This window comes from Chryseobacterium sp. TQ-BC-N36 (genome assembly GCF_058382295.1).
The window spans coordinates 5,238,021-5,264,901 of record NZ_CM178175.1 but is presented as its reverse complement, the minus strand read 5'-3'; the positions used below and the strand labels follow the sequence as shown (position 1 = coordinate 5,264,901).

General features: G+C 36.7%; 20 protein-coding genes. 8 read left to right on the top strand and 12 right to left on the bottom strand.

Annotated elements, in window-relative coordinates; all coding sequences use genetic code 11:
• Window positions 1–155 precede the first annotated feature (155 nt).
• Window positions 156–1,436 carry a dicarboxylate/amino acid:cation symporter gene (locus tag AC3FI7_RS23785; RefSeq protein WP_142725627.1) on the top strand — a complete coding sequence of 427 codons (1,281 nt, stop codon included), beginning with the start codon at window positions 156–158 and terminating at the stop codon, window positions 1,434–1,436.
• Window positions 1,437–1,618: 182 nt separating this feature from the next.
• Here AC3FI7_RS23785 and AC3FI7_RS23780 read toward each other — a convergent pair whose 3' ends face one another.
• From AC3FI7_RS23780 to gyrB, 6 genes are all read right to left on the bottom strand, one after another.
• Window positions 1,619–2,509 carry a diacylglycerol/lipid kinase family protein gene (locus AC3FI7_RS23780; protein WP_373995769.1) on the bottom strand — a complete coding sequence of 297 codons (891 nt, stop codon included), beginning with the start codon at window positions 2,507–2,509 and terminating at the stop codon, window positions 1,619–1,621.
• A 4-nt stretch (window positions 2,510–2,513) separates the two neighbouring features.
• Window positions 2,514–3,338 (bottom strand): RsiV family protein, encoded by an 825-nt coding sequence (locus AC3FI7_RS23775; RefSeq protein WP_142725626.1) that lies wholly within the window; start codon window positions 3,336–3,338, stop codon window positions 2,514–2,516.
• A 91-nt stretch (window positions 3,339–3,429) separates the two neighbouring features.
• Window positions 3,430–5,364 (bottom strand): transglutaminase family protein, encoded by a 1,935-nt coding sequence (locus AC3FI7_RS23770; RefSeq protein ID WP_142725625.1) that lies wholly within the window; start codon window positions 5,362–5,364, stop codon window positions 3,430–3,432.
• Between the two features lie 2 nt (window positions 5,365–5,366).
• On the bottom strand, window positions 5,367–7,259 hold the full coding sequence (locus AC3FI7_RS23765; RefSeq protein WP_491461067.1) for a DUF3858 domain-containing protein: 1,893 nt from the start codon (window positions 7,257–7,259) through the stop codon (window positions 5,367–5,369).
• Window positions 7,260–7,665: 406 nt separating this feature from the next.
• Window positions 7,666–8,091 (bottom strand): DUF5684 domain-containing protein, encoded by a 426-nt coding sequence (locus AC3FI7_RS23760; RefSeq protein WP_142725623.1) that lies wholly within the window; start codon window positions 8,089–8,091, stop codon window positions 7,666–7,668.
• 81 nt (window positions 8,092–8,172) lie between these two features.
• Window positions 8,173–10,107: a DNA topoisomerase (ATP-hydrolyzing) subunit B gene (gene gyrB, locus AC3FI7_RS23755; protein WP_142725622.1), complete on the bottom strand. Its 1,935-nt coding sequence runs from the start codon at window positions 10,105–10,107 to the stop codon at window positions 8,173–8,175.
• Window positions 10,108–10,341: 234 nt separating this feature from the next.
• Between gyrB and AC3FI7_RS23750 the strand changes: the two genes are divergently transcribed.
• From AC3FI7_RS23750 to AC3FI7_RS23740, 3 genes are read left to right on the top strand one after another with little or no spacing between them, the layout of a single operon-like run.
• Window positions 10,342–11,685: a cytochrome ubiquinol oxidase subunit I gene (locus tag AC3FI7_RS23750; RefSeq protein WP_142725621.1), complete on the top strand. Its 1,344-nt coding sequence runs from the start codon at window positions 10,342–10,344 to the stop codon at window positions 11,683–11,685.
• Window positions 11,682–12,686 carry a cytochrome d ubiquinol oxidase subunit II gene (locus tag AC3FI7_RS23745; protein WP_142725620.1) on the top strand — a complete coding sequence of 335 codons (1,005 nt, stop codon included), beginning with the start codon at window positions 11,682–11,684 and terminating at the stop codon, window positions 12,684–12,686. Before AC3FI7_RS23750 ends, AC3FI7_RS23745 begins: the two co-directional genes overlap by 4 nt.
• A 4-nt stretch (window positions 12,687–12,690) precedes the next feature.
• On the top strand, window positions 12,691–13,206 hold the full coding sequence (locus tag AC3FI7_RS23740; RefSeq protein ID WP_491461066.1) for a ClbS/DfsB family four-helix bundle protein: 516 nt from the start codon (window positions 12,691–12,693) through the stop codon (window positions 13,204–13,206).
• A gap of 170 nt (window positions 13,207–13,376) precedes the next feature.
• On the opposite strand, the gene AC3FI7_RS23735 is transcribed toward AC3FI7_RS23740, so the two are convergent.
• The 6 genes from AC3FI7_RS23735 to AC3FI7_RS23710 form a co-directional block, all read right to left on the bottom strand.
• A complete protein-coding gene (locus AC3FI7_RS23735; protein ID WP_491461065.1) occupies window positions 13,377–14,813 on the bottom strand; it encodes a glutamate synthase subunit beta in 1,437 nt (478 codons plus the stop codon).
• Window positions 14,813–19,339: a glutamate synthase large subunit gene (gene gltB, locus AC3FI7_RS23730; protein WP_491461064.1), complete on the bottom strand. Its 4,527-nt coding sequence runs from the start codon at window positions 19,337–19,339 to the stop codon at window positions 14,813–14,815. The genes AC3FI7_RS23735 and gltB overlap by 1 nt, the downstream gene beginning before the upstream one ends.
• Window positions 19,340–19,637: 298 nt before the next feature.
• Window positions 19,638–21,335 carry a lysine--tRNA ligase gene (gene lysS / locus AC3FI7_RS23725; protein ID WP_491461063.1) on the bottom strand — a complete coding sequence of 566 codons (1,698 nt, stop codon included), beginning with the start codon at window positions 21,333–21,335 and terminating at the stop codon, window positions 19,638–19,640.
• Window positions 21,336–21,522: 187 nt separating this feature from the next.
• On the bottom strand, window positions 21,523–22,452 hold the full coding sequence (rlmF, locus tag AC3FI7_RS23720) for a 23S rRNA (adenine(1618)-N(6))-methyltransferase RlmF (protein ID WP_491461062.1): 930 nt from the start codon (window positions 22,450–22,452) through the stop codon (window positions 21,523–21,525).
• A 3-nt stretch (window positions 22,453–22,455) separates the two neighbouring features.
• Window positions 22,456–22,830 carry a c-type cytochrome gene (locus tag AC3FI7_RS23715; RefSeq protein ID WP_142725614.1) on the bottom strand — a complete coding sequence of 125 codons (375 nt, stop codon included), beginning with the start codon at window positions 22,828–22,830 and terminating at the stop codon, window positions 22,456–22,458.
• Window positions 22,830–23,048, bottom strand: a complete 219-nt coding sequence (locus tag AC3FI7_RS23710) for a hypothetical protein (protein ID WP_076354041.1) — start codon at window positions 23,046–23,048, stop codon at window positions 22,830–22,832. The genes AC3FI7_RS23715 and AC3FI7_RS23710 overlap by 1 nt, the downstream gene beginning before the upstream one ends.
• Window positions 23,049–23,237: 189 nt before the next feature.
• On the opposite strand from AC3FI7_RS23710, the gene AC3FI7_RS23705 reads away from it, so the two are divergent.
• The 4 genes from AC3FI7_RS23705 (at window position 23,238) to AC3FI7_RS23690 (ending at window position 26,850) form a co-directional block, all read left to right on the top strand.
• Window positions 23,238–23,690, top strand: a complete 453-nt coding sequence (locus AC3FI7_RS23705; protein ID WP_142725613.1) for a cupin domain-containing protein — start codon at window positions 23,238–23,240, stop codon at window positions 23,688–23,690.
• Between the two features lie 191 nt (window positions 23,691–23,881).
• Complete coding sequence (locus AC3FI7_RS23700) at window positions 23,882–24,523, top strand: hypothetical protein (protein ID WP_491461061.1); 642 nt, start codon at window positions 23,882–23,884, stop codon at window positions 24,521–24,523.
• Between the two features lie 255 nt (window positions 24,524–24,778).
• A complete protein-coding gene (locus AC3FI7_RS23695; protein ID WP_343657676.1) occupies window positions 24,779–26,203 on the top strand; it encodes an anthranilate synthase component I family protein in 1,425 nt (474 codons plus the stop codon).
• 44 nt (window positions 26,204–26,247) lie between these two features.
• Entirely contained in the window at window positions 26,248–26,850 is a 603-nt protein-coding gene (locus AC3FI7_RS23690) for an anthranilate synthase component II (RefSeq protein ID WP_142725610.1), read from the top strand.
• Window positions 26,851–26,881: the final 31 nt, after the last annotated feature.

The window sequence follows — 26,881 nt, the reverse complement described above, 5'->3', positions numbered from 1 at the left end:
CGGCTTCATTCCTGGCAGAGTAAAATCTGCAGAATGAAGCCGAAGTTTTTATATTTCCTGTAAAAGTGGCAGTAAAGATTCTTTTCAATGACTTTTGTCATGTTTTCAGATAAATTTCTTAATTTTCGCCCTTAAAAAAACAAAACGACTGTTCTTTGAAAGCAAAAAAAATATACAATCAGATTTATTTTCAAGTGATTATCGCCATTATTGCAGGTATTCTTCTTGGAAAATTCTATCCTGAATTAGGAGAAAAGATGAAACCGCTGGGAGATGGATTCATCAAACTGGTAAAAATGATTATCGCCCCGGTTATCTTTATTACCCTTACTTTAGGAATCGCCCATATGACCGACTTAAAAAAGGTAGGAAGAATTGCAATAAAGGCAATGCTTTATTTTTTCACATTCTCTACTCTTGCGCTTATTATCGGTTTATTTGTCGGAAATATTTTACAGCCTGGCCATGGTTTGAATATTGATCCAGCCACTCTTTCAGGTGATGTTTCGCAATATCAGGCGAAAGCCCATGAATCAACACTTACGGGTTTTATCATGAATATTATTCCCGAGACATTATTCAGTCCTTTGGTGGGTGATAACATTCTTCAGGTACTTCTCGTCGCCATTTTAATGGGCGTTGCTCTGGTACTTACCAAGGAAAAGAGTCAGAAAGTAACAGATTTTCTGCAGGACTTATCTACACCAATATTTAAGATTGTACATATGCTCATGAAACTTGCCCCGATAGGAGCTTTTGGAGCGATGGCTTTTACAATTGGTAAATATGGACTGCATTCTGTATTGAATCTTATATTTCTTGTCGGTACATTTTATATTACATCCATCCTTTTTGTAATTCTGGTATTGGGAGCAGTAGCGTGGTATAATGGGTTTAATATTTTCAAGCTTCTTTTCTACCTTAAAGAAGAGCTTCTCCTTGTTCTTGGAACCAGCTCGTCTGAATCTGCCCTTCCGGGAATCATGGAAAAACTAGAAAAAGCAGGCTGTTCAAAAGCTATTGTAGGTCTGGTTGTTCCTACCGGATACTCTTTTAATCTTGATGGGACCAATATTTATATGACCTTAGCCTCTTTATTCATTGCACAGGCATTAAATATTCATCTTCCTATTGAAAAGCAACTGATGCTGCTTTTGGTAGCAATGTTGAGCTCAAAAGGAGCAGCAGGTGTTACAGGCGCAGGATTTGTTACTCTTGCTGCAACACTGGCGGTAGTTCCAGAAATTCCGATTGCCGGAATGACCTTAATTCTTGGAATTGATAAATTTATGAGTGAATGCAGAGCCTTAACAAACGTTATTGGAAATTCTGTGGCAACAATAGTGGTAGCCAATTGGGAAAAGCAACTTGACAAGGATCAGTTTCATTATTGCCTGGATCATCCTCATGAAGTTGAGAAAAAGCTTGAAGTATAAACAGATCGCAGGTGACAGATTTTAGGTTGCAGGGATTATGGATTAAAGATAACTGTTTCGCATTGAAACAACTATTCAGATTTTTAATCTCTACTTTTAACCTGAAAATCTGATTCTTGTTCCTGAATTTTTACAGTGCAATATTAAGTTTTCCAGAACAGCTACATCAGCAACCTATAACTTTAAACCAGAATATTCAAACTTGAAGGCTGTACTTTAACGTGAACTGGTGATTTGATTTTATTGAATTCACCGTCCAGATGCCAGTTTTTGGTATTGACTTTAAAAGATATTTCAGAGACCGGAAGATACGTGACATACTCATCATCTTTCAGCCTTTTGGTAAACATTCTGAAAGCAAAAAGTGCTGAGTAGGTCAATGGAAATTTCTTAACCAATACCATATCAACCAATCCGTCACTTTTACTGGCCTTTGGTGCAATATAAGCATTATTGCCAAACTGACGGGTATTGGCGATATTCATCATCAGATATCTGCCATTATACTTTTGATACTCCTCATCAAAAAATTTCACTTTGATGGGTTTGTAATTGAAGAAGGTCTTCAGGGAAACTTTAATATAATTTTTAAATCCACGGCTTGTTTTCTCAAATTCCTTGACTACTTTCCCATCAAATCCTGTTCCTGAGACGTTGATAGAAAGCCTGTCATTGACCGTAAATGTATCAATCTTTCTGGATTTTTTTGCTTCTATTTTTCCTAAAAGTTCATCCAGATTTTTACTGAATTGTGTTTCATTGGAAAAGCCGTTCCCTGATCCAGCTGGAAAAATAGCCAGAATTTTTTCTGTATTGATTAAGTTTTTGGCTACTGTGGAAATCGTTCCGTCCCCTCCTATTGCCACAAAGATATCCACTTCTTTGAAATAAGTCTGAATGAATTCATCTGTTCCGGGAATAGATTCTGACACATAATACAATGGGTTATTAACCTTTGTTTTAAGTTCGTTCAAAAACGGCTGATAGTTTTTTTTAGCCGAAAAAGGATTGATAATAAAAGCGACTTTTTCCATTACCACAAAATTAAAAAATGCTTCCAGAACTGGAAGCATTAATTTATTTAATTTTCATTCTATCTTTAAATTCTGCATTTAAAGTCCCCTTAAGATCTTCCCATGAAACCGGAACTGTAATATCTCCCGCAGCAAAAGCGGCAATTTCATATGGACTGTAATGAAAATAAAGATTTTTATCGTCAAAATAGAAATTATCGGAAGCCGGGATTTTATCTACTAAAAGCATTTCCGAATTCTTAACTTCTCCGTCACCATCCATTGTGCCACTATTCATTTTATCAATATTTTTCATCAGAATAGCTTCAATCTTATTTTTAGGCATTGAGGTAATATCTTTCAACTCTAATTTTCGGTTGTTTTTAAGATCAAAAACTCTTTCTGAAAATCCGTAGTTGTCATGGGCTCCTCCTTCATATCCGCTTCCTACATATTGGATATGCATATAACCATTTTTATTAGAAATCAGATTCATATGTGAGCTTGAATACCAGTTCTGCGCATAGGTCACATCTGAAAGCCAGTCGTTATTATCTTTTTTTATCGAATTGAAGTAATCATTCTTTTCTTTATCAAGATAAGCCTGAAGTCCGGCTTTGGAAAAATCTTTAATTTTTTCATTCTGGAAATAGATGCTGTCCAGCAGTTTTTTATCTTTTAAGGTAGGAAAAACCAACAGCTTTGATGTGTAGCTTACCTTTAAAGAGTCTGTAATTTTTGTAGAATCATTGACCTTTACAGAGTCTACCACAAATTCTTCTGAAGCTTTGCTTTCTGTTTTTTCTTCTTGTGCTGCCGTTTCATTTTTCTTACAGGCAGTAACTGCAAGGAAAGAAGATAATGCTATAACAGCAATCGTATTTTTCATAATTACATTTTTTGATAATAAATACAAAAACCATTCAAAAGATGAATGGTTTTTGATTTTTTTTATTTTTTATTTAAATCATGTTAAAAAATTACTTCTTAACAAGGCTGATTACCTGGTTTTCACATTTTGAAGCTACTCCCCAAATCTGTTTAAATGCAGGATAATATTCTTTCGGATAATCTGAACTGTTAACTTTAATTGTAGTAGTAACTTCCAGCTTATTTCCTTTTTGCTCTACATAGTAACTATATTCTATTTCTTTATCGTCTGTGGTAATCTTTTTAGCTTTAGGCATTTCCTCAACAACATATCCTTCAGGGATTTCAAGAGTTACTTTTTTCACTTTGGTGATAGGCGATCCAAAATCGATAGGATATTTTCTGACTTCAGTCTGATCAAATTCATTGGAATTTTTACTTAGAAACAACATCGGATTGATAATCATTTTTTTTCCTACCCTATCAATAAGATTTGTTGAAGAAAACTTCATACTGCTTTCAAATTCACCAGTTTCCAATACTTTTGAGTTGATATCGGTGAAATCCATTGAGAAGTTTTCTTTATACTGTTTTTTATATTTCTCTGCATTATCATCATAGCTGTCTTTAGCATACATAGCATAAGCACCGGTATCTTTGTCTGAATAGGTTCCGGAAATACTTCCGTCATCATTGATTTTTGCATTTGCAGTAAGGTAGGTGTTGCTTGATTTTATATTGGTCATCTGAATCTGCAGTGCTTTTTCTTTAGTTACCAGAAGTCCATATTGATTCCAGTTTTTAAGAGGAATTTCATCCAATGAAGACTGTCTGGAAGTGGCGTCATAGATATGCAACTGATTATTCAAATTGATAGCAGCCAACACAAAATTCATATTGGATATATTAGGTGACACCAGATTAATGAGTCCGTTTTCTACTGTGGAAATAACCAATGGATCCGCTTTAAGACCAACTTCACGAAGCATCATAACTAAAAAAAGATTAATTTCTGCGGCATTTCCGGTTTTAGTTTCTAAAAGCTTCTTAATCCCGTCTTGCGTATAAATTCCTTTATCTTTATTCCATGTAAATGTTTTCTGGACATAAGAAAAAATAGCGTTGGCTTTTTCAATATCTGTTTTCATTCCCAAAACTCCAGCAGGTAAATTTTCTTTAGCCAATTTTGTTTTTTTAAGCTGTTCACCAAAATCTTCATTTTCATAAAGTCTTTTAGCGATTTGATCCCAGGATGATGAATACAGTTTTAACTGACCAAAATGAGTAGAGTGCAACTCTGCACTTATTTTGGTCCTGAAATTTCTGTCATTTCTCACAAATTTTTCAGTTTTAAAGCCTTTTATATTTTCATAAGCAAACCTAAAGGTTTTATATTGAGAACCATAGATGTTTCGCTCATCCATTTCTCTGTATTTAGGGCTAATTTCTCCAGTATAGTTTACATTATAAGACATATTGATTGGTGCATCAAAAACATACTCAGTGTTCAGAGAGGGGGTATCTGATTCTATCAATACTTCTGGGACAATAAACAGAAAGGGTGAGATTATTTCATACTGATATTCTAATACAGATCCGTTTTTTACACCGGGAAAGGCAAATTTTGTCAAAGTAACATATTTATCTTCTTTACTTCTATATTGAGAACTTTTTTCTACTTTTAAAGGAACTACATTTCCATTTTCGAGATTGTAAGTGAAAGCTTTGAATTTATTTAAGGATTCTCTATTCGCACCGATATTATAAATAGGAATTTCCAGATTTAGCCAATCCTCAGATTTATCTTTATCATAAATTTTAACTCTGTAAAAGTATTTTTTATGCATATTTCCTGTAGTGGCATCTACCATAAAATAAGCAGATTTGTACAAAATTTCAGCAGGAGCATTTTCATCTAATGAAGACTTTGCTTTAGACAGATCGGCCTCATTAAATTTAGGCGGATTCAGAAATTCATATTTCTTCTGAGCATTGAGCAGTATTGTATTGGCAGAGCAAAGAAGCAATACTATTATTTTTTTCATGGTTATATTTTTGTTATTAAAATTTTCGAATTGTCCATATTCAGAATCTTCTTTCTGAAACTGATGTAATCGTTGTACTTTTCTTTTGGATATAATCCTTTATTAATCTGCATTTTTCTGATCACTTTTACCTGACCATCACTTTTGACAAAGCTCATCTTATAAGACCCGAATTCAGAAGTGATGGATGAGTTATCGGGAGTTTCATCAACTTTATACCCCAAAGGAAGAACAAAAGCAATTTCATATTCATCTTCAAAAGACATATTCACTTCAAAAGGAAGTTCACGGTTTTCATCTGTTTTATAAACCACATCTGAAAAAATAGGAACAGACCTGAACAAAAGACTGTTTCCTGCTTTTTTTGAAAAATTATTAGTCTTAAAATCAAGGTCATACGTAATAACAGCATGATCTCTGTCATTATTAAAGTTCTTCATTTCAACTTTTTCAAAGTTTAAAACACCAAATCTTTCTTTTATGGCATCATTCTTTTCTTTAGGATCAAGATTGGCCAACCTCAAATTGTAATCATACTGATTTCCCGTGTAGGAAAAATTACCGGTCCCCATCATACTGTTATCCTCATTAAGGTTAACTCTCAATATCTGTTTTTCTTTGTTCTGTTCAGCTTTATACACCGGTGTATTAATGAGCTCTATCCCTTTCGAAGTTACTGCAAGTGCATTTCTATCAGTTGTACTGTAACTTAAATGATTAAATGCGATTTGTTGGGAAGTATTTTCAAGCCAGATATTTCCATTTTCAGTAGGAACCATCAGAATAGCGTGATTTCCACCCATGGATGGAAACTCAGGATCAAATGAAACCTGTGAAGAACTGGAGTTGATCACACAATACTTCGATGGGATTCCGGCTTCATTCAGCAGGATTTTCATATAATTTGTCAGGGCTTTACAGTCTCCATATCCTTTTTTATGAACTTCATCCGGCTGCATGGGAAGCCAGCCCCCGATTCCCAGACCAACAGCAATATATCTCGTTTTATTCTGCATATACTGATAAATTTTCTTTACTTTCTCTTCTACAGATCCCTGTAATTGTAAAGATGCAACTTCAGCTTTAATAGCAGGAGTAGATACTGAAACCGGCTCTACAAGATCTTTATAATACCAGGTTCCGAAATCCGTCCAGTTATTTAAAGTGCCCTGTTTTCCTGCCAGATTAAATTTTGTAAGGGCAAAGTTTACCGAAGGTAATATTTTAACAGGCTGTGGAATCATAAAAGCATCCTCTATTGCAGGTACATTTTTGTATGAATATGTTTTGTCGTTTCCACTTCCGCTTTCAACAACAGAGGCATAATTATATTTTGAAGGGTATATCTTGGTACGCAGCTCAATTCCTGATGTGTTGATAATTTTAAATTGCGCCTCTTCCAAAGACATTTTAATAGAATGGAAAGGGACAAAATCCTGGATGAAGATTGTATTCTTATCTTCACTTTCATAAGAAAAATCAACAGTATAAGGATACTGAACCGGTGTATAGGAAAATACCAGAATCCTGTTATCTGAATAAAAAACTCCCTGAGGGTTATTGGCAAAATCTTTAAAATCCGATTTTGAGAAGCTCTTTATTTTTTTACCTGCTTCATCGTAAATCGTAACCTTTATATTGGAAATACTTTTTGATTTATCATAAGGAATATAAGCAGCGGCCTGTTCGTTTCCGTCTTTATTCAGAACCGTGGTTACTGTATTATACTGGTATCTTATTTCATCAATTTTATTGATCTGAACGGTTGTAAAATCCTTTCGTATAACGACATCAGCGTTTTTCTTTAAATTCTCCGGAATTGCAGAAGCAGGATAGCTCTGTGCAAAATATAATGAGGCGGTAGATAAAGCCCCAAGGACTAATATTTTCATCATAGTTATTAAGATTATGCAAAAATAAGAAAATCTTAATAACTGTTAAAAAAAATATAAAAGGCTTCAACCAGGTGAAGCCCTTAACCTAATACTTAAAAAGTACTGTTTAAATGTACCTATAAGGCTATGAACACATTATCAACTTTTCATGAGTAATTTCTGAAAAGTTAAAGCAGAATATTTATACTCATTCTATATTGGGAGAAGAATATATATTCTGCAGCATGAAGGGATAAACTTCATATTGTCTGCTTTTCAAATTTAGAATAATTTACGATTCCTATAATTCAAAACATGTAGAATTAATATGAAACAGGAGTACAATTAATTCTACAGATCATGTACAATGCATTATCCATAAAAAAAGACCTCATTGCTGAGGCCTGTTAATTTTTTATTTCTTATTCTATTGATCATTTGGAATACGTTTACTATCGTATTGATCACTTCCAAGACCTAATACAGGAATGAAAATAAATCCGAAAATAAGAATCAGAATCGTATAAAGAGGAGTTTCTTTGGCAAAGCCTTTGGCAAGCCTGTCATAAACAACCCAACATGCATAGATATTCACCAAAGGAATAAAGAAAAGAATGATCCACCAAATTGGTTTTTTCACGATTTCCAGTAATACAATTGTATTATAAATAGGTACAAAAGCAGCCCAGGCATCTTGTCTTCCTGCCTTCTGGAAAATCCTGTACATGCAATATCCATAGAATATATAGCAAAGTAATCCGAAGAATAACGTTCCGATCCCTAAACCTGCAGCGGCTGCACCAGACACTGCATCTGTTCCATTATAAGGATCTGTTTGTAAAAGAGTTAGCATATTATTTGTTTTTTTGGTTTGTCCAAATATAAAAAAAGCTTCTAAATAATTAGAAGCTTTTTTTATATATTTTAAAAATGTTTATGCATCAATTTTTGCATATTTTGCATTTTTCTCGATAAACTCTCTTCTTGGCGGAACCTCATCTCCCATCAGCATTGAGAAAATACTGTCTGCTTCCACTGCATTATCAATGGTCACCTGCTTCAGAATTCTGTGTTCCGGATTAAGAGTGGTTTCCCAAAGCTGCTCAGGGTTCATTTCTCCAAGACCTTTGTAACGCTGTACCTCTACACCTTTACCGTCCGGAGCCATGTCTAAAGTAAACTCTTCACGTTCTTTTTCGTTATAGGCATATACTTTTTTGTTTCCTTTCTTTAATAAATATAAAGGTGGTTGAGCAATATAGATATATCCGTTCTCAATAAGTTCTTTCATATATCTGAAGAAGAAAGTAAGAATCAGTGTAGAAATGTGAGATCCGTCGATATCAGCATCGGTCATGATAACGATTTTATGGTATCTCAATTTTGATAAGTTCAATGCTTTGCTGTCTTCCTCAGTTCCTACGGAAACTCCAAGAGCTGTATAGATATTTCTGATTTCTTCGTTATCATATACTTTGTGAAGCATAGATTTTTCTACGTTAAGGATTTTACCTCTCAATGGAAGAATTGCCTGGAAGTGTCTGTCTCTTCCCTGCTTGGCAGTACCCCCTGCGGAATCTCCCTCTACAAGGAAGATCTCAGATTCTGCCGGATCTTTTGAAGAACAGTCAGAAAGTTTTCCCGGAAGACCGGAACCTCCCATCGGAGATTTTCTCTGAACCATTTCACGGGCTTTCTTAGCAGCCTGTCTTGCTTTTGCAGCCAACACAACCTTCTGCACGATCTGCTTTGCTTCAGTAGGGTTTTCTTCAAGGAAATTGGTAAGCATTTCCCCTACAATTTTATCTACAGCTCCCGAAACCTCAGAGTTTCCTAATTTTGTTTTCGTCTGTCCTTCAAACTGCGGTTCCATTACCTTTACAGAAACTACAGCTGTTAATCCCTCACGGAAGTCATCTCCTGTAACCTCTACTTTTTCTTTCTGTGGAATCCCTAAATCATCAGCATACTTCTTAAGAGTTCTCGTCAAAGCACGTCTGAAACCTGCTAAGTGAGTTCCTCCCTCATGAGTGTTGATATTGTTTACATAAGAGTGAAGATTTTCGTTGAAAGAAGTATTGTAACGCATTGCTACTTCTACAGGGATATCATCTCTTTCTCCTTCCATAAAGATCACGTGCTCCATAATAGATTCACGGTTACCATCAATATAGGCAACGAATTCTTTCAACCCTCCTTCAGAGTGAAAAACTTCTGAACGGAAAGATCCGTCTTCCAATTTTTCTCTTTCATCGGTAAGGGTGATGGTAATTCCTTTATTTAGGTAAGAAAGCTCTCTTAAACGGCTTGCTAATGTATCGTAGTTGTAAACTAATTCTGTAAATATAGTATCATCCGGCTGGAAAAACTGCTTGGTCCCCCTTTTTTCACTGTGACCGATCTCTTCAACACCTGTCTGTGCTTTTCCTCTGGAATAAATCTGCTGGTAAACGTTTCCATCTCTGTAAACTGTAGTGATCATCTCATTGGAAAGTGCATTCACACACGAAACTCCAACCCCGTGAAGACCACCCGAAACCTTATAAGAATCTTTATCGAACTTACCTCCGGCCCCGATTTTAGTCATTACAACCTCAAGGGCTGATTTCTGTTCTTTTTCGTGAAAATCAACCGGGATACCTCTACCGTTATCACTTACTTCAATTCCGTTTCCTTCCTTGATGCTAACGAAGATCGTATCGCAGTACCCTGCCAAAGCTTCGTCAATAGAGTTATCTACTACTTCATAAACCAAATGGTGAAGTCCGCGGACTCCTACATCACCAATGTACATTGAAGGACGCATACGAACGTGCTCCATTCCTTCCAATGCCTGAATACTACTAGCTGTATATTGTTTTTGACTCATATAAAATATTAAAAATCCTGCTCAGTGCAAAGACTTACAAATATCGTGATTTTTTTCGAGGTATGAAAGTTAAAAAGTGTCAAAAAAATGGAGAGTATTCTTAGTAAAAACATAAAGGAAAACAAGTCAATAAAAGAATCAAAATTAAAGTGTATTGGTGAAATATCAACTGTTGTAAATCATATTCAACATCAATAATTTATGCGTAAATTTATTTACTGAAAAGTTGATATTATGGATGATTTTATAGCAGCGCGTGCTCAGATGGCACTTTCACTGGGCTTTCATATCATATTCTCCTGTGTGGGTATGGTGATGCCTTTCCTGATGGCTTTTGCCCATTGGAAATATCTAAAGACCAATAATGAAGTATATAAAGGACTCACAAAAGCATGGAGCAAAGGAGTAGCTATTCTTTTTGCTACAGGTGCCGTTTCCGGAACAATGCTTTCTTTTGAGCTTGGACTTTTATGGCCCGGTTTTATGAAACATGCTGGTCCTATTTTCGGAATGCCTTTTTCTTTGGAAGGGACAGCCTTCTTTATTGAAGCCATTGCAATCGGGTTCTTTTTATATGGATGGGAAAGGTTTAATAAATGGTTCCACTGGTTCTGCGGATTTCTTGTGGGGCTAAGCGGGCTTGCTTCCGGAATTCTGGTGGTAGCAGCCAACTCATGGATGAATTCCCCGACAGGTTTTGATTATATCAACGGACAATACTTAAATATTGATCCGATCAAAGCAATGTTCAATGATGCCTGGTTTCCTCAGGCGCTTCACATGACGGTTGCTGCATTTTGTGCAACAGGTTTTGCCGTAGCCGGAGTTCATGCTTTTATGATCATGCGGAAAAGGAATATTGAGTTTCACACCAAAGCGTTTAGAATTGCGGTGGGTTTTGCCCTGATTGGAGCGTTTGGTGCGCCTTTGAGTGGTGATGTTGCAGCCAAATCCGTTGCAGAAAGACAACCGATCAAGCTTGCGGCTATGGAGGCGCATTTTGAAACTGAAAAAGGAGCTTCATTCGTGATTGGAGGAATTCCTGACGAGAAAAATGAAGAAGTGAAATATGCCGTGAAAATCCCAAAAGTTTTAAGCTTTCTGGTAAGCAATGATTTCAATGCCGAAGTAAAAGGTCTTAAGGATTTCCCGAAAGATGAGTGGCCTCCGATTGCAGTTGTTCATTATGCTTTTCAGATTATGATCTTCTTTGGTGTGGTTATGATTGTTATCGGAGCTGTTTATTTGTATGCCTTCTTCTTCAGAAAAGAATGGCTGAGTAAAAACTGGCTGTTAAAAACCTTCCTCATCGCAACGCCTTTTGGTTACATTGCGCTGGAGGCGGGATGGACCGTAACTGAAGTCGGAAGACAGCCATGGATTATTTATGGCATTATGAGAACTGTAGATGCTGTAACCCCGATGCCGGGAATACAATATTCATTCTATTTCTTCACCGCAATTTTTGTATCCTTATCACTGATTCTGATTTTCCTTTTAAAAAGGCAGATTCAGATGGTACCAAAACTTTATGACCCTACCGATTCTCAGTTTAACGATAAAAACAAAAAATCATGATTTACATTGTAATAGGCTTTCTCTGGCTATCCATTTGTCTTTATATTATTCTGGGAGGAGCTGACTTTGGAGCAGGTATTGTAGAAATGTTCACCAATAAAAAAGCCCGCCATAAAACCCATGAGATTATGTATGAATCTATTGCTCCTGTTTGGGAAGCCAATCACATGTGGCTGATTATTGCCATCGTTATCCTTTTTGTTGGCTTTCCGGAGATTTATACCACTATGTCTACTTATCTTCACATTCCTTTAGTCTTAATGCTTTTAGGAATTATTGCAAGAGGAACAGCTTTTACGTTCAGGCATTATGACGCAGTAAAGGACAACTGGCAGGTTTTATATACGCAGATATTTTATTATGCGAGCCTTTTAACTCCCTTCTTTTTGGGGTTAATTGCAGCTGCAACAGTTTCCCACTCTATTAATCCTGATGCGACAGGTTTTCTTGATTTGTATGTTTACAGCTGGCTTAACTGGTTTGGAGTGTCTGTAGGACTTTTTACTGTAGCGTTGTGTGCTTATCTTGCATCTATTTTTTCATTAAGAGAAACCCGTGGGAAAGAAGAATTGCTATTAATGATAAGAAAATCAAAACAGACGATGATATTTGTTGTGATTACAGGAATTCTGGTATTTGCTACTGCTTACCTTTCAGATATTCCTCTTTTGATGTGGATATTTTCAAAGCCTTTGGGAATTATGGCTATTGCTTTTGCTACTGTTGCTTTACTGCTTATTTTAAGAGCACTGAATACCCAAAAATTACTTCCGGTGAGAGCTCTTGCAGGCTTTCAGATGGTGATGATTCTTGTGGCCGCTACCTATCAGCATAATCCGGATATTATACTGTTAGGTAACGGACAGCATCTTTCATTGTTACAGCATATGGCACCGCCTAAAACTATTGCTGCATTAGGCTGGGCATTGATGCTGGGATCATTATTTATTCTGCCGTTTTTATTTTATTTGATGGCTTCTTTCAGTAAGCTTAGAAAATAATACTATGAAAGGTTATAAAGACAAAACTGAACTTATTGAAGAAATAAAAAAAAGGTTCCTTCTCTACAACAAGGAATTCGATGATATTAAAGAAAAGGAAAAAGATTGGCTAAAAGTAGGGGTTGATAAAACACCAGCCCAGAATATAGCCTATCAGATTGGCTGGACCCAACTGCTCCTACAGTGGGAAGCTGATGAAAAGAAAGGAAAGGAAGTGAAAACACCTACCCCTGAATATAAATGGAATAATTTAAAAGGATTATATCAGTCTTTCTATGAGCAATATAGCTCCTATAGTCTGGCAGAACAAAGAGATCTCTTACAAAAGCAAGTCGATGAAATTATAAAATGGATTGAAAGCCTTGATGACAAAATCCTGTTTGAACCTGAGCAAAGGAAATGGGCAACAACGCCCGCTAAATGGCCTGTATGGAAATGGATACATATCAACACAGTTGCTCCTTTTAAAAATTTTAGAATACAGCTCCGGAAATGGAAAAAAGAAAAAGGTACAGAATAACTCTGTACCTTCTATTTTTAATTCTTTATCAATTTTGTCTGATGCCTCATTTGGCCATTACAGAAAATAAATTCGGGATCAAAGGCTCGAAGCTGTATAAAATTATCTACTTCCTACTTTCAGCTGCCCATCTAATTTTCTTAAATAACCTAATCAGGATTCAGATTATTTCATGATTTATTTTTAAAAAACTCATCAATTTTATCTGCGCATTGTCTGCCTTCCGCAATAGCCCATACTACAAGACTTTGTCCTTTTCGGGCATCACCACAGGTGAAAATTTTATCCTGATTGGTTTTATATTCTTTATTATTTCCGATTAAGTTCCCTTTTGGATCCAGGTGAATATCTAATGCTTCAACCAGCCCTTTATGCTCAACATGCGTATATCCTAAGGCAATAAAAATAATATCGCATTCGAGTACAAATTCAGATGCTGGTTTTTCAGTATATAAGTTCCATTTTCCTTCATCAGAATCTTTAGTCCATTCTGCTTCCACCAGGCGAATTCCTTTTAGGTTTCCATGTTCATCTTTCACAAATTCTTTTGAATTCACAGACCACATACGATCACACCCCTCCTCATGGGAGGAAGTAATCTGCAGTAGAGCAGGATAACTGGGCCATGGCATCGTTTCATCCCGTTCTGTTGGCTGCATAGGTTTATAATAAATCTGATATACAACTTCTGCTCCCTGACGGTTAGAAGTTCCTATACAATCGGACCCTGTATCTCCACCTCCTATGACCACTACTTTTTTTCCTTTCGTATTAATTTCTTCTTCTTCAAAAGAAATCCCACTTACTTTTTTATTACTTTGTTTAAGAAAATCCATAGCGAAATAAATACCTTTTGCATCCCGGTTGGGAATGATCAGATCTTTGGGAACAGTACTTCCTGTTGCCAATACAATTGCATCAAAATTACGGTTCAATTCTTCTACAGCATAATTGACACCAACGTTAATTCCAGTACAAAATTCAACCCCTTCTTCTTTCATCCATTGAACTCTGCGTTCTACAATATTTTTGTCCAGTTTAAAATCCGGTATTCCAAACCTTAATAATCCTCCTATTTCAGGATCTCTTTCAAAAACTGTAGTACTATACCCCATCTGGTTCAATTGATATGCTGCCGCCAATCCGGCAGGTCCGGAACCTACTACCGCAACCTTTTTATCTGTTTTCAGCTTGGGAATTCTTGGCTTAGCAAAGCCTTTCTCGAAAGCTATTTCTATAATATTCTTTTCTATTTCCTCAATGGTAACCGCCTTATCGTTAATTCCCAACACACATGCACTTTCGCAGGGAGCAGGACAAATTCTTCCGGTAAACTCAGGAAAATTATTTGTAGATATTAAAATCTGATAGGCTTTTTGCCATTGTTTTTTATATACGGCTTCATTAAACTCAGGAATGAGATTTCCCAAAGGGCAACCACTCTGGCAAAAAGGAACTCCGCAGTCCATACATCTTGCCGATTGACAATTCAACTGCTGATCAGAAGGCTTCTGAATAAATTCTTTATAATCCTTAAGTCTCTTTTCAACATCCAGTTTAGAAGGAAGTTCCCTCTCATATAATAAAAATCCATCTATCTTCCCCATTACATAATATCATTTATCTGGTTTTCAATCACTTTCTTATATTCTCTCGGATACACTTTCGTAAAATGCTTACAGCTGTTATCCCAATCACTTATTATATATTCTGCCAATGTGCTTCCTGTATTTTCAAAATGTTCCCTGATCAGATTAAAAATCGATTCTTTATCATCCTCTGTAATAGATTCCAAATCCGCCATATCAGGATTAAAATGATATTCTAAGTTTTTATTTACATCCCATACATAAGCAATACCTCCGCTCATTCCTGCGCCAAAATTTCTTCCGACTCCTCCCAGGACAATAACTTTCCCTCCAGTCATATATTCACATCCATGATCACCAATTCCTTCCACAACTGCAGTAGCTCCGGAATTCCGAACGGCAAAACGCTCTCCTGCTATACCACTGATAAATACCTTTCCAGAAGTGGCTCCATATAAAGCAACATTTCCAACAATACTATTTTCACTGGCACGGATAATAGCCTCTTTATGCGGAAAAATAATCAACTGAGCACCTGAAAGCCCTTTCCCTAAATAGTCATTAGCATCTCCTTCCAGACGCATAGTCATCCCTTTATTACAAAATGCTCCAAAGCTTTGCCCTGCGGTTCCTTTAAAATTAAATAGTAATGAATGTTCATTCATTCCCTCAGACTTATAAATTTTGGTTAATTCATGGGAAAGAATAGTACCAACTGTACGATCCGTATTTTTTATATCAAATTCTGCTTCCATGTATGTATTATTTTGAAGGGCGTATTGAGCCGCTTCAACCATTTTCCAGGAAATGGAATGATCCAGACCCACATCCTGTTCCTCAGATTTAATTACCGGCAAATCAGTTTCTATTTTATAAAGAATCCTGCTTAGGTCTATCCTTTGATGTTTCCAGAAGGTAATATTTGTTTTTCTTTCAAGACATTGAGACTGCCCTACCATTTCATCAATGGTTCTGAAACCTAAATTAGCCATAATCTCACGAACTTCCATCGCAAGAAATTTAAAATAATTCACCAGGTACTCAGCTTTTCCCTTGAATTTTTTTCTTAATTCTTCCTTTTGAGTGGCAATTCCTACAGGACAAGTATTCAAATGACATTTCCTCATCAGTATACAGCCTTCAACAATGAGCGCAGAAGTAGCAATTCCCCACTCTTCTGCCCCTAACAAAGTAGCTATAGCCAAATCGCGTCCTGTTTTCATCTGCCCATCAACCTGCAGAGTAACTCTTTGTCTCAGTTTATTTTTAATCAGAGTCTGATGAGTTTCAGCCAATCCAAGCTCCCAAGGCAATCCGGTATGACGGATTGAGCCTAAAGGTGATGCGCCCGTACCTCCATCATATCCCGAAATCAGAATATGATCTGCTTTTGCCTTTGCAACCCCAGAAGCTATAGTTCCTACTCCTGCTTTTGAAACTAACTTCACCGATAACCGGGCATGACGATTAGCATTTTTTAAATCAAAGATAAGCTGAGCTAAATCTTCAATAGAATAAATATCATGATGCGGCGGTGGAGAAATCAGTCCAACGCCAGGTGTCGAGTGTCTCGTTTTACCAATCCACGAATCCACCTTATCCCCCGATAATTGCCCCCCCTCTCCTGGCTTAGCACCCTGAGCCATCTTTATTTGGATTTCATCTGCTTCTGCAAGGTATCTGGCAGTAACCCCAAATCTTCCGGAAGCAACCTGTTTAATGGAAGAACGCAGGTTATCTCCATTCTTGTCAGGTGTATACCTGGCTTCATCCTCTCCTCCTTCTCCTGTATTACTTTTTGCCCCTATCCTATTCATTGCAATTGCCAATGTGGTATGTGCCTCCCACGAAATAGACCCAAAAGACATTGCTCCTGTTGCGAAACGTTTCATTATGTTTTCTATAGGCTCAACTTCTTCCAATGAAATGGGCTCTCTGTCATTTTTGAATTCCAGTAATCCCCTCAATAGAGAGGCTTTACCCATTTGCTGATTGACAAGTCTTGAATATTTTTTAAAAATGCCATAGTCATTGTTCCAGGCAGACTGCTGAAGTAAGTGAATGGACTGTGGATTAAACTGATGATATTCATTATTACTTCTCCACCGGTAAATACCTCCTGTATCCAGTAATGAGTTTTCCATATCTTCCCTGAATGCATCCTGATGTTTTATCAAAGCTTCCTTCGCAATTTCATCAAATCCAATACCTTCAATTCTGGAAACAGCTCCTGTAAAGCATGTATTGACCACAAGTTTATTCAACCCTATAATTTCAAAAATTTGTGCTCCATGATAAGATTGCAAAGTGGAAACTCCCATTTTAGAAAATATCTTTAAAAGCCCATCTCCTATTGCTTTTTTATAATTATCTTTTAGCCTTAGTAAATCTTCTTCTTCAAATTCCCCATCATCAAACATTTGTCTGATACTTGCCAATGCCAGATAAGGATTAATTGCCGTTGCTCCAAATCCTAATAACGTTGCAAAATGATGAACCTCCCAAACATCTCCAACCTCCATTACCAAACCGATCTTTCTACGGATGCCTTTCCTGATCAAATGATGGTGTACTGCCGAACATGCCAGTAATGAAGGAATAGATGCATGCTGAGAATCCAGTGACCGATCCGAAAGTATAATTACTTCAAATCCATCATCTACTGCATCTACCGCATACCTGCAAATCCTGTCGATCGCTTTTTTTAGTTCACCTTCTTTTCCTCTTGCATTAAAATAAGTATAAATCGTTTTGGCTTGAAATCTACCTGTATCAACACTTCTTAATTTTTCAAGCTGATTATTATTAATAATAGGGTTGTCCAGTCTTATAGAATGTGCAAAGTTTTTATCCTCTTCTAAAAGATTACCATTTCCTCCTATAATCGTAGTCAAAGACATGACCAGTTTTTCCCTTATAGGATCTATCGGTGGATTGGTTACCTGGGCAAATAACTGTTTGAAATATGAGCTCAAGTGCTGTGGCTTCTCACTCAATACAGCTAAAGGAGCATCAAACCCCATTGACCCAATTGGTTCTTTACCGTGAGACGCCATTTCTTTAATCACTCCATCCAGATCTTCTCTGGAATATCCGAATGCCTTCTGATACTTAAAAATATCTTCTGTCTGAAGTTTATTGAACCGGATTTTAGGGTTGGGTAATTCGGTGATATTAATCCTCATACTGTCCAACCATTCACGGTAGGGTTTTGAGATACATATTTCTTTTTTTAATTCATCGTCACTGATGATTGCTCCTTTTTTCATGTCTACAAGAAACATTTTACCCGGCTGAAGATGCCCCCTTCTAATTATTTTTTGGGGATCTACAGATAATGCTCCTGATTCGGATGCCATAATGACCAAATCATCCGATGTAATACAATATCGTGAGGGACGAAGCCCGTTTCTATCCAGAGTAGCTCCTATTATATCGCCATCTGTAAAGGAAATGGAAGCTGGCCCGTCCCAGGGCTCCATCAAGCAAGCATGAAACTCATAGAAATCTTTTTTGTAATGCTCCATCTGCTCATGTCCATCCCATGCTTCAGGTATCAGCATCATCATTGTATGAGGAAGCGACCGTCCCGAATGGTACAGCAGCTCTACCATATTATCGAGATATGAAGAATCTGATTGGCCTGGTTTTGTTAAAGGGAGAAGCATATCCATTTCCTGAGGGGTAAAAAATGGACTTTGGAACATTTTTTCAGAAGATCTCAACCAATTAAGATTTCCCCCTAAAGTATTGATTTCACCATTATGCGCTAAAAACCTGAATGGCTGTGCCAGGCTCCATGTAGGTGAAGTATTGGTGGCAAAACGGGAGTGTACCATTCCAAATGCAGAACGAATTTTAGGATTGGTAAGGTCTTTAAAATAATTCCGAACCTGAATACTTCTCAATTGACCTTTATAAATAAGCTTTTTACAGGAGAAAGAAGCTACATAAAACCCAATAGGATCATTATTTGTAATACTGGTCATCTGATGAGAAATATAATTCTTAAAAATAAACAGCTTTCTCTCAAAATCTTTTTCTGTATCCACATCAAAAGGACGCTCAATAAAAAGCATCTCCATCACTGGTTCTACACTCTTTGCCAAATCTCCAAGATCAATATTACTCACCGGAACAGGCCGATATCCTAATATTTTAAGATGTAACTTTTCTGCAGACTGTGCAATGACCTCTTTACATTCTTCCCGAATAAAATTATTCTGAGAAAAAAATAACATTCCAACACCGTAATATCCAGATTCCGGTAAATCTATTCCGACGTTTAATGCCTCATCATATAAAAGCTCATGGGGGATCTGGATTTGTATCCCTGCACCATCCCCGGTATTACTTTCATATCCGGTAGCACCACGATGCTCCATGTTCTCCAGCATGGTAATAGCATCACTTACAATCTTATAACTTTTTACTCCTTTAATATTCGCTACAAAACCAACTCCGCAGGAATCAAATTCAAATTCAGGCTCATAAAGCCCCTGATGTTTTGCAAAATTATCTGGATTTTTTTTGTGTGTATTCATCTACATGTTCATTTTCATATCAAATGTAATAAAAAGAACAATCTTAAAGAATTTAAATTGCATTTATTTTATCAAAAAACACTAAAAGAGTAGTTTTGTTTTAAAAAAATAAGACAATAAATAAACATAATATTAATAATTAAACAAAAACATAAATATTAAATAATAAAATAAAGTATTTTTTTTATTAAGTCTAACACCGGACAATTATTGGATTACTTTCAGGAATTACCGCTGGAAAAAAGAAAAAGGTACAGCATAGTGCTGTACCTTTTCTTTTTATATTTTCCGCGAAATCTTAAGCCAGTTTCATCAAAAGATTTTCGTCAATCTTCTCTACTTTCACAATATTGTTCTTCGTCAGAGTTTTGGAAGCTTTGTCCCATTTTTTACCGGATAACTGGCTTCTTTCTTTTACTTGCGCCAAAGCCATAGGCTCTTCCTGAGAATTAAGGATTTCCAGAATTACTTTTTCATCTTCTCCCAATTCAATCTGCGGAGCAGCTTTTTCCGGTCTCATCTGAGGGAAGAATAATACTTCCTGGATAGAGGCATTATTTGTTAAGAACATAATCAATCTGTCCATTCCGATTCCTAATCCTGAAGTTGGCGGCATACCGTATTCCAATGCTCTTAAGAAGTCCTGATCGATAAACATCGCTTCATCGTCTCCTCTTTCAGACAATGCCATCTGTGCTTCAAAACGCTCTCTCTGATCGATAGGATCATTAAGCTCTGAATAAGCGTTTGCGATTTCTTTACCGCACACCATTAATTCAAAACGCTCTGTTAAGCCTTCTTTGCTTCTGTGTTTCTTTGTTAATGGAGACATTTCGATCGGATAATCTGTAATGAAAGTCGGCTGGATGAAGTTTCCTTCACATTTTTCACCAAAAATCTCATCAATCAGTTTTCCTTTACCCATTGTCTCATTCACTTCAATACCAATAGACTTAGCAAAATCATATAATTCCTGCTCAGTTTTTCCAGTAATATCAAAACCTGTAAATTTCAGGATTGCTTCTGTCATCGAAACTCTTGGGTAAGGCGCTTTGAAATCAACTTGATGTTCCCCAAAGGTAGCTTTTGTAGTACCATTTACCTGGATCGCGCAGAATTCCAATAATTTCTCAGTGAAATCCATCATCCAGTTGTAATCTTTGTAAGCCACATAGATTTCCATAGCGGTAAATTCCGGGTTGTGGGTTCTGTCCATTCCTTCGTTTCTGAAGTTTTTAGAGAACTCATATACTCCGTCAAAACCTCCTACGATCAGTCTTTTCAGATATAATTCGTTGGCAATTCTTAAATATAATGGAATATCCAGCGCATTGTGGTGCGTGATAAACGGTTTTGCAGCTGCTCCACCAGGAATTGACTGTAAAATAGGAGTTTCTACTTCAAAGTATCCTGCATCATTAAAGAAAGTTCTCATGGCATTGAACAATTTTGTTCTCTTCACAAAAATTTCTTTTACCTGCGGATTTACCGTTAAATCTACATAACGCTGTCTGTATCTTAATTCAGGATCTGTAAAGCCATCGTGTACCACTCCGTTTTCGTCAGTTTTAGCCTGAGGAAGAGGACGTAAAGCTTTTGTAAGAAGCGTAAAGTTTTTCACTAAAACAGTCTTCTCTCCTACCTGCGTGGTAAACAATTCTCCTTCGATACCGATAATATCACCGATATCCAAAAGGTGCTTGTATACTTCATTATAAAGTTCTTTATCTTCACCCGGACAGATCTCATCTCTGTTGAAATAAACCTGGATTTTTCCTTTAGAATCCTGCAATTCTGCGAAAGAAGCTTTCCCCTGAATTCTGCGGGACATCAATCTACCAGCGATCTTTACCTGTTTACTTTCAGAAAAATCCTGTTTTATAGATTCTGTAGTATCTGTAATTGTATACTCATCCGCAGGGAACGCATTAATCCCCATTTCAGTAAGCTTGTTCAGCTTTTCTCTTCTAATGATTTCTTGTTCTGATAATTGCATTTCTTATTTTTCTAAAAGCGTACAAATTTAGGCATTTTTGACTTGACCGTCAATGGCTTTTTTAAGAAATTTTAAAAAGTGGTAAAGATGCGGGGTATTGGGTTCGGGATACGTGTTTAGAAATGCAAGATTACAGATTTGAATGATTGTGCTATAACCTTAAACTTTGAACCTTGGACTTTGAATTTTAAATAAACCAGCTTTTTCTGTCTTTTTGAGGAATAAATGTCCAGGCAAGTATTCTGCTTATTTTTTGTCCCTGGGCCATATCGATGGTTTTCACTTCTACAGCTTTTACCTTCTTTAAAAAGCCAGTCAGTTTATTGAGATTGTCTTTTTTAGAAACCAGGCATGTAAACCAAAGCACCTGTGTTGAAAATAATGCACTTTCATGAATCATTTTTTTAATAAATGCCAATTCACCACCTTCACACCACAGTTCAGACTGCTGACCGCTAAAGTTAAGAAGGGGTTTGACTTTCTTTGATTGATGAAGATTTTTCGTTTTTCTGATATTTCCTTTCATGGCAGACTCCTCAGAATCATGAAAAGGAGGATTGCACATGGTAAAAGTTAATCTGTCCTCAGACTTTATAATATTGACAAAGATATGGTCTGCATCAGGCTGACTTTTCAATTGAATAACGGAAGCCAGATCGGGGTTCTGATCTAAAATATGTTGAGCATTTTTTAAAGAATCCTGATTGATATCTGATCCCAACATCGTCCATCCATAAGATCTGTGGCTGATTAAAGGATACACGAGATTTGCGCCCGTTCCTATGTCTAATCCTTTTACAGAATTGCCTGTGGGAATTCTATTATGCTGTTCAGCTAAAAGATCAGCAATATAATGTATATAATCTGCCCTTCCCGGAATGGGTGGACAAAGATTGGTGTCTGGAATATCCCAGCCTTTAATATGATAAAAATGTAAGAGTAAAGCTTTATTGAGCAGTTTGACTGCTTTTGGAATGCTGAAATTAATGGTTACCGTCTGATAAGCATTAACGAAAACATAGTGTTTCAGTTCCGGCACACAAGAAATAAGCTGATCAAAATCATAGGGATTACGATGCAGGTTTCTTGTGTGCAGACTGGATTTTTCAGCGGACATATTTTATTTCTTCTGACTCAAAATATATTCCACCATTTTTTTTGCATCTTCTTTAGATACCTGTGGATGGGCAGCCATAGGCACGCTTCCCCATACTCCACTTCCGCCTTCTATAATTTTGGAAGCAAGCAGCTCGGTATCCTTTTCTGAGTATTTACCTGCAATTTCCTGATAAGAAGGTCCTATCATTCTCTCATGAACAGAGTGGCATCCTGAGCAGTCCAATGTTTCGATGATCTGATCACCGGAAAGATTAGATTTTGCCGGTTCTGAAACAGTAGACGTTTCAGAAGAAGCTGCCACTTCTGCTGTATTTTCTTTTTTAGAACAGGAAACGATCATTAGACCTAACATTCCTGCCAAAAGTATTTTTTTCATTATTTCTTCGCTGTAGAATCTGTTTTAGCAGCTTCAGGTGCAGGTGCAGCCGGAGTTGCAGCAGCTGGAGCAGCAGTTTTAGCAGTTGAATCAACAACAGTAGTTGCTTCCGGCTCTTCAAGCATTGTGTTGCTATCCTGTAAAGAGTGATCTACCTTTTTTGAGCAGCTTGCTAATAATAAACCTCCGATAAATGCGATTGCTAATACTTTTTTCATTTTTTTCTAATTTGGAAGCAAAAATATAAAAAATAAACTTTTAAACTTATGACAAATGTTTTCTTTAAGGAATATTTTTTAAGATCAGAGTGAAAAAAATAATTCAAACATAAGAGATATTTAAACAGGGTTCTTAATTTTGTATATCGGATCATCCGAACCAAACACCAATCTATTAATTTAAAAAGTATGATTAAAAAAAATGTATTGGGTACAGTTTTCTTTACTGTACTTTCTTCCCTCTTCATTTCATGTGATAACTCTTCAAATGAACCGCAATCAGAGTATTCCGATAAAATTGAATCGGTAACGCTTTTAAAAACAACAAAATCCTGGGACGGAACGACGTATCCTGCCTATCCATCGTCACAGCCGGAAATCTCGGTTCTTAAAATTGCCGTACCTCCCAATTCTGCTCTGAACTGGCATAAACATCCGGTCATTAATGCAGCATATGTGGAAAAAGGCGAAATCCAGATTGAGAGAAAAGAAGACGGTAAAACACAATGGGTAAGAAAAGGCCAGGTACTTCCTGAAATGGTCAATACCGGCCACAGAGGCAAAACCGGCGACCAGGGAGCAACCCTGATTGTTTTCTACAGTGGAACGCCTGACATTCCTTTGTCCGAACCGGTACAATAAATAGTTCAAACGCTATGTTCACAAAGTAATTATCATAAAACTCTATTTTTGGTTCGCAAGGGCACTTTGTTTAGCTAATGACAACGTCTTTTGCTGAGTGAAACGCCCTTGCAATCGTTTTAACAGTTATTTAATAACATCTTTGTGATCTCAGCGTTTAAATAAAAGATTATTATAGTTATCTTTAATCCATGGTTTTAATTTCAAAAATTCTGTTTTTCATCAGTCATCATGGTTTTTATACTGTGATCCTACTGCTGGTATTCTTTGGAGGGCTTTCATACCTGACTAAAAAAGCCTGGCTTTTAATTCCTATCATTCCTCTGACAATATTGAACGGATTCGGAGGACAATTCCTGAATGCATGGTTTTTAAACAAATATGGTGTTGAAAGCACAGCTATTATCACCTCTGATGTAGAAACAAATTCTACTCTGAATGACATGTACATTCATGATTACGAAGCCATTGTGAAAAAGCAGGACGGAAAATATACCACTACTTTTTTCTCCACTACTACTGCAGCCATCTATCCTATCAGAAATTCAATCAGAATCCCTAGTGAAAAGGACATACCTGTAAAATACATTCCGGGATATGAAAAAAATATCGTCATCCTTTATGACCAATCCAGAGAAGGAAAAATTTTACTACAAAATGAAAAACTGGCTCCTGTCAACTCTGCAAAAACAAAATACGAGGCAGACAGAACGAATAAGGAATTCATTAAAGAATATATTGATGCCCTTGAAAATTATGTAAAAGACTATGATGATGAAAATTACAATAAGAAAATCGAGGAATTGCGACAGGAGCTCAAACAGCTTAAATAGGGCATTCTTATGTTAAGTTTTTTTATTTTCTGATATTTTTTACTCTTCGTATTAAAAAAATTTCTACATTTGTCCCATGTTTAAAATGAACAACAATATTTGGTGGTGGCTTTCAAACTCTTCGTCGGGTCTGGAAGTATTGTCATGTTGTTAATCATACAGCAGAAATAAATCAAATAAACAATATATAGGCTTTGACGGATACCGTTGAAGCCTTTTTTTATTCTTTAACCTTACAAAAAATAAAGCAACAAGATGTTCAAAGACACAATTACAATAAAAACTGTTTCGAAAAAAACACTGGGAGACCTTCATACTCCCATGAATATTTACCTCAAGATCAGGGATAAATTCCGTGATACGATTCTTCTGGAAAGTTCAGATTCAAAAAGTATTGATAATAACTTTTCCTTTATTGCAGTGAATGCTATTGCCGGAATTGAAGTAAAAAACCTCAGCGAATACGAAATTAAACTTCCTGCATCTGCTCCTGTAAAACAGTTTATTATGGAACGAAATATCACAGATATTTTTGAAGATTTCCGCAATATTTTCAAATGTGAACCTACCCATGACGCAATAGAGCAGACCGCTCAGAGCCTTTTTGGGTATACAAGCTTTGAAGCCGTACAGTTTTTTGAAAACATAAGCCTTAAAGCACAAAGCAAAGAAGTTGAAATTCCTGTTCTGAGATACAGATTATACCAATATGTGATTGCTATCAATCATTTCAATGATGAGATGTATCTTATCGAGAATTTTATTGATGGTGTAAAATCTGAGCTTCACCTTTTGGAAAACCTTATTAAAAATCAGAATACTCCTGTTTATCCTTTCGAGAAAACAAGTGAGGAAACCTCCAATATTACAGATGAAGAATATATTGAACTGGTAAAAACAGCCCAGAAACATTGTATGCGCGGAGATGTTTTTCAATTGGTTCTAAGCAGACGATTTGAACAGAAATTCAAAGGAGATGAATTCAATGTTTACCGTGCTTTGAGAAATATTAACCCTTCCCCTTACCTCTTCTATTTTGATTACGGAAATTATAAATTATTCGGTTCCAGCCCTGAAAGTCAGTTAATCATTAAAAACAATAAAGCCATCATCCATCCGATTGCCGGAACATCAAAAAGAACAGGGAATTTTGAAGCTGACCTTCAAGCGATTGAAGTTTTAAAGGCAGATCCCAAAGAAAATGCAGAACATACCATGCTGGTAGATCTTGCAAGAAATGATCTTGGAAAGCTTGGGAAAAATGTAACGGTGACCAAACTTAAAGAAATCCAGCTGTTCTCTCATGTAATTCACATGGTGAGTGAAGTGACTGCAGATGTGTCTGAAGACATTAATCCTCTTGAAATGGTGTCTGCCACTTTTCCTCAGGGAACATTAAGTGGCGCACCGAAGCATAAAGCACTTCAGCTGATCAATCAATATGAGAAAGATTCCCGTGGGTATTACGGCGGCTGTATCGGAATTATAGGATTGAACGGAACCTGCAACCAGGCTATCATGATCAGAACTTTCTTAAGCAAAAACAATACACTTTTTTATCAGGCTGGTGCCGGGCTTGTGGCAAAGTCGGTCCCGGAAAATGAACTGCAGGAGGTTAACAACAAACTGAATGCACTCAAAAAAGCAGTAGAAAAAGCAGAAAAAATAGTCGAAAAATAAGTTCCAATCCCAGCAACCCACAACAAACCAACAAGAAAAAAGCAATGAACAACAATATTAACACCCAACAGCCTCCCTTTAAAGTTCTCGTTTTCGATAACTATGACAGTTTTACCTATAACCTTGTCCAGATTATTGAAAGAATTCTGGATCAGAGAGTGGACGTGGTAAGAAATGATGAAATTACTCTGGAAGAGATTGGAAAATATGACAAAATCATTCTTTCTCCCGGCCCCGGAATTCCTGAAGAAGCAGGTATTTTGTTAGACCTTATTAAAGAATATGCACCTACAAAAAGCATCTTTGGGGTATGCCTCGGGCAGCAGGCCATCGCTGAAGCATTCGGAGGAAGCCTGATCAACCTGTCTGAAATCTTTCATGGAGTGGCTACAACCACTGAACTGGTAAAAGAAGATACCAAACTTTTCAAAGATTTGCAGTCAGGGCTGGAAGTAGGAAGATATCACAGCTGGGCAGTCAATCCGGAAGGTTTCCCGGAAGAACTGGAAATAACAGCTGTAGATAAGGACGGAATGATCATGGCTTTGCAGCACAAAACCTATGATGTACATGGAGTACAGTTTCACCCTGAAAGTATTTTAACGCCGGAAGGAGAAGTCATTATTAAAAACTTCCTGCTGTCATGAAAACCTTGGAAATTCCCTCAACAACAATAAA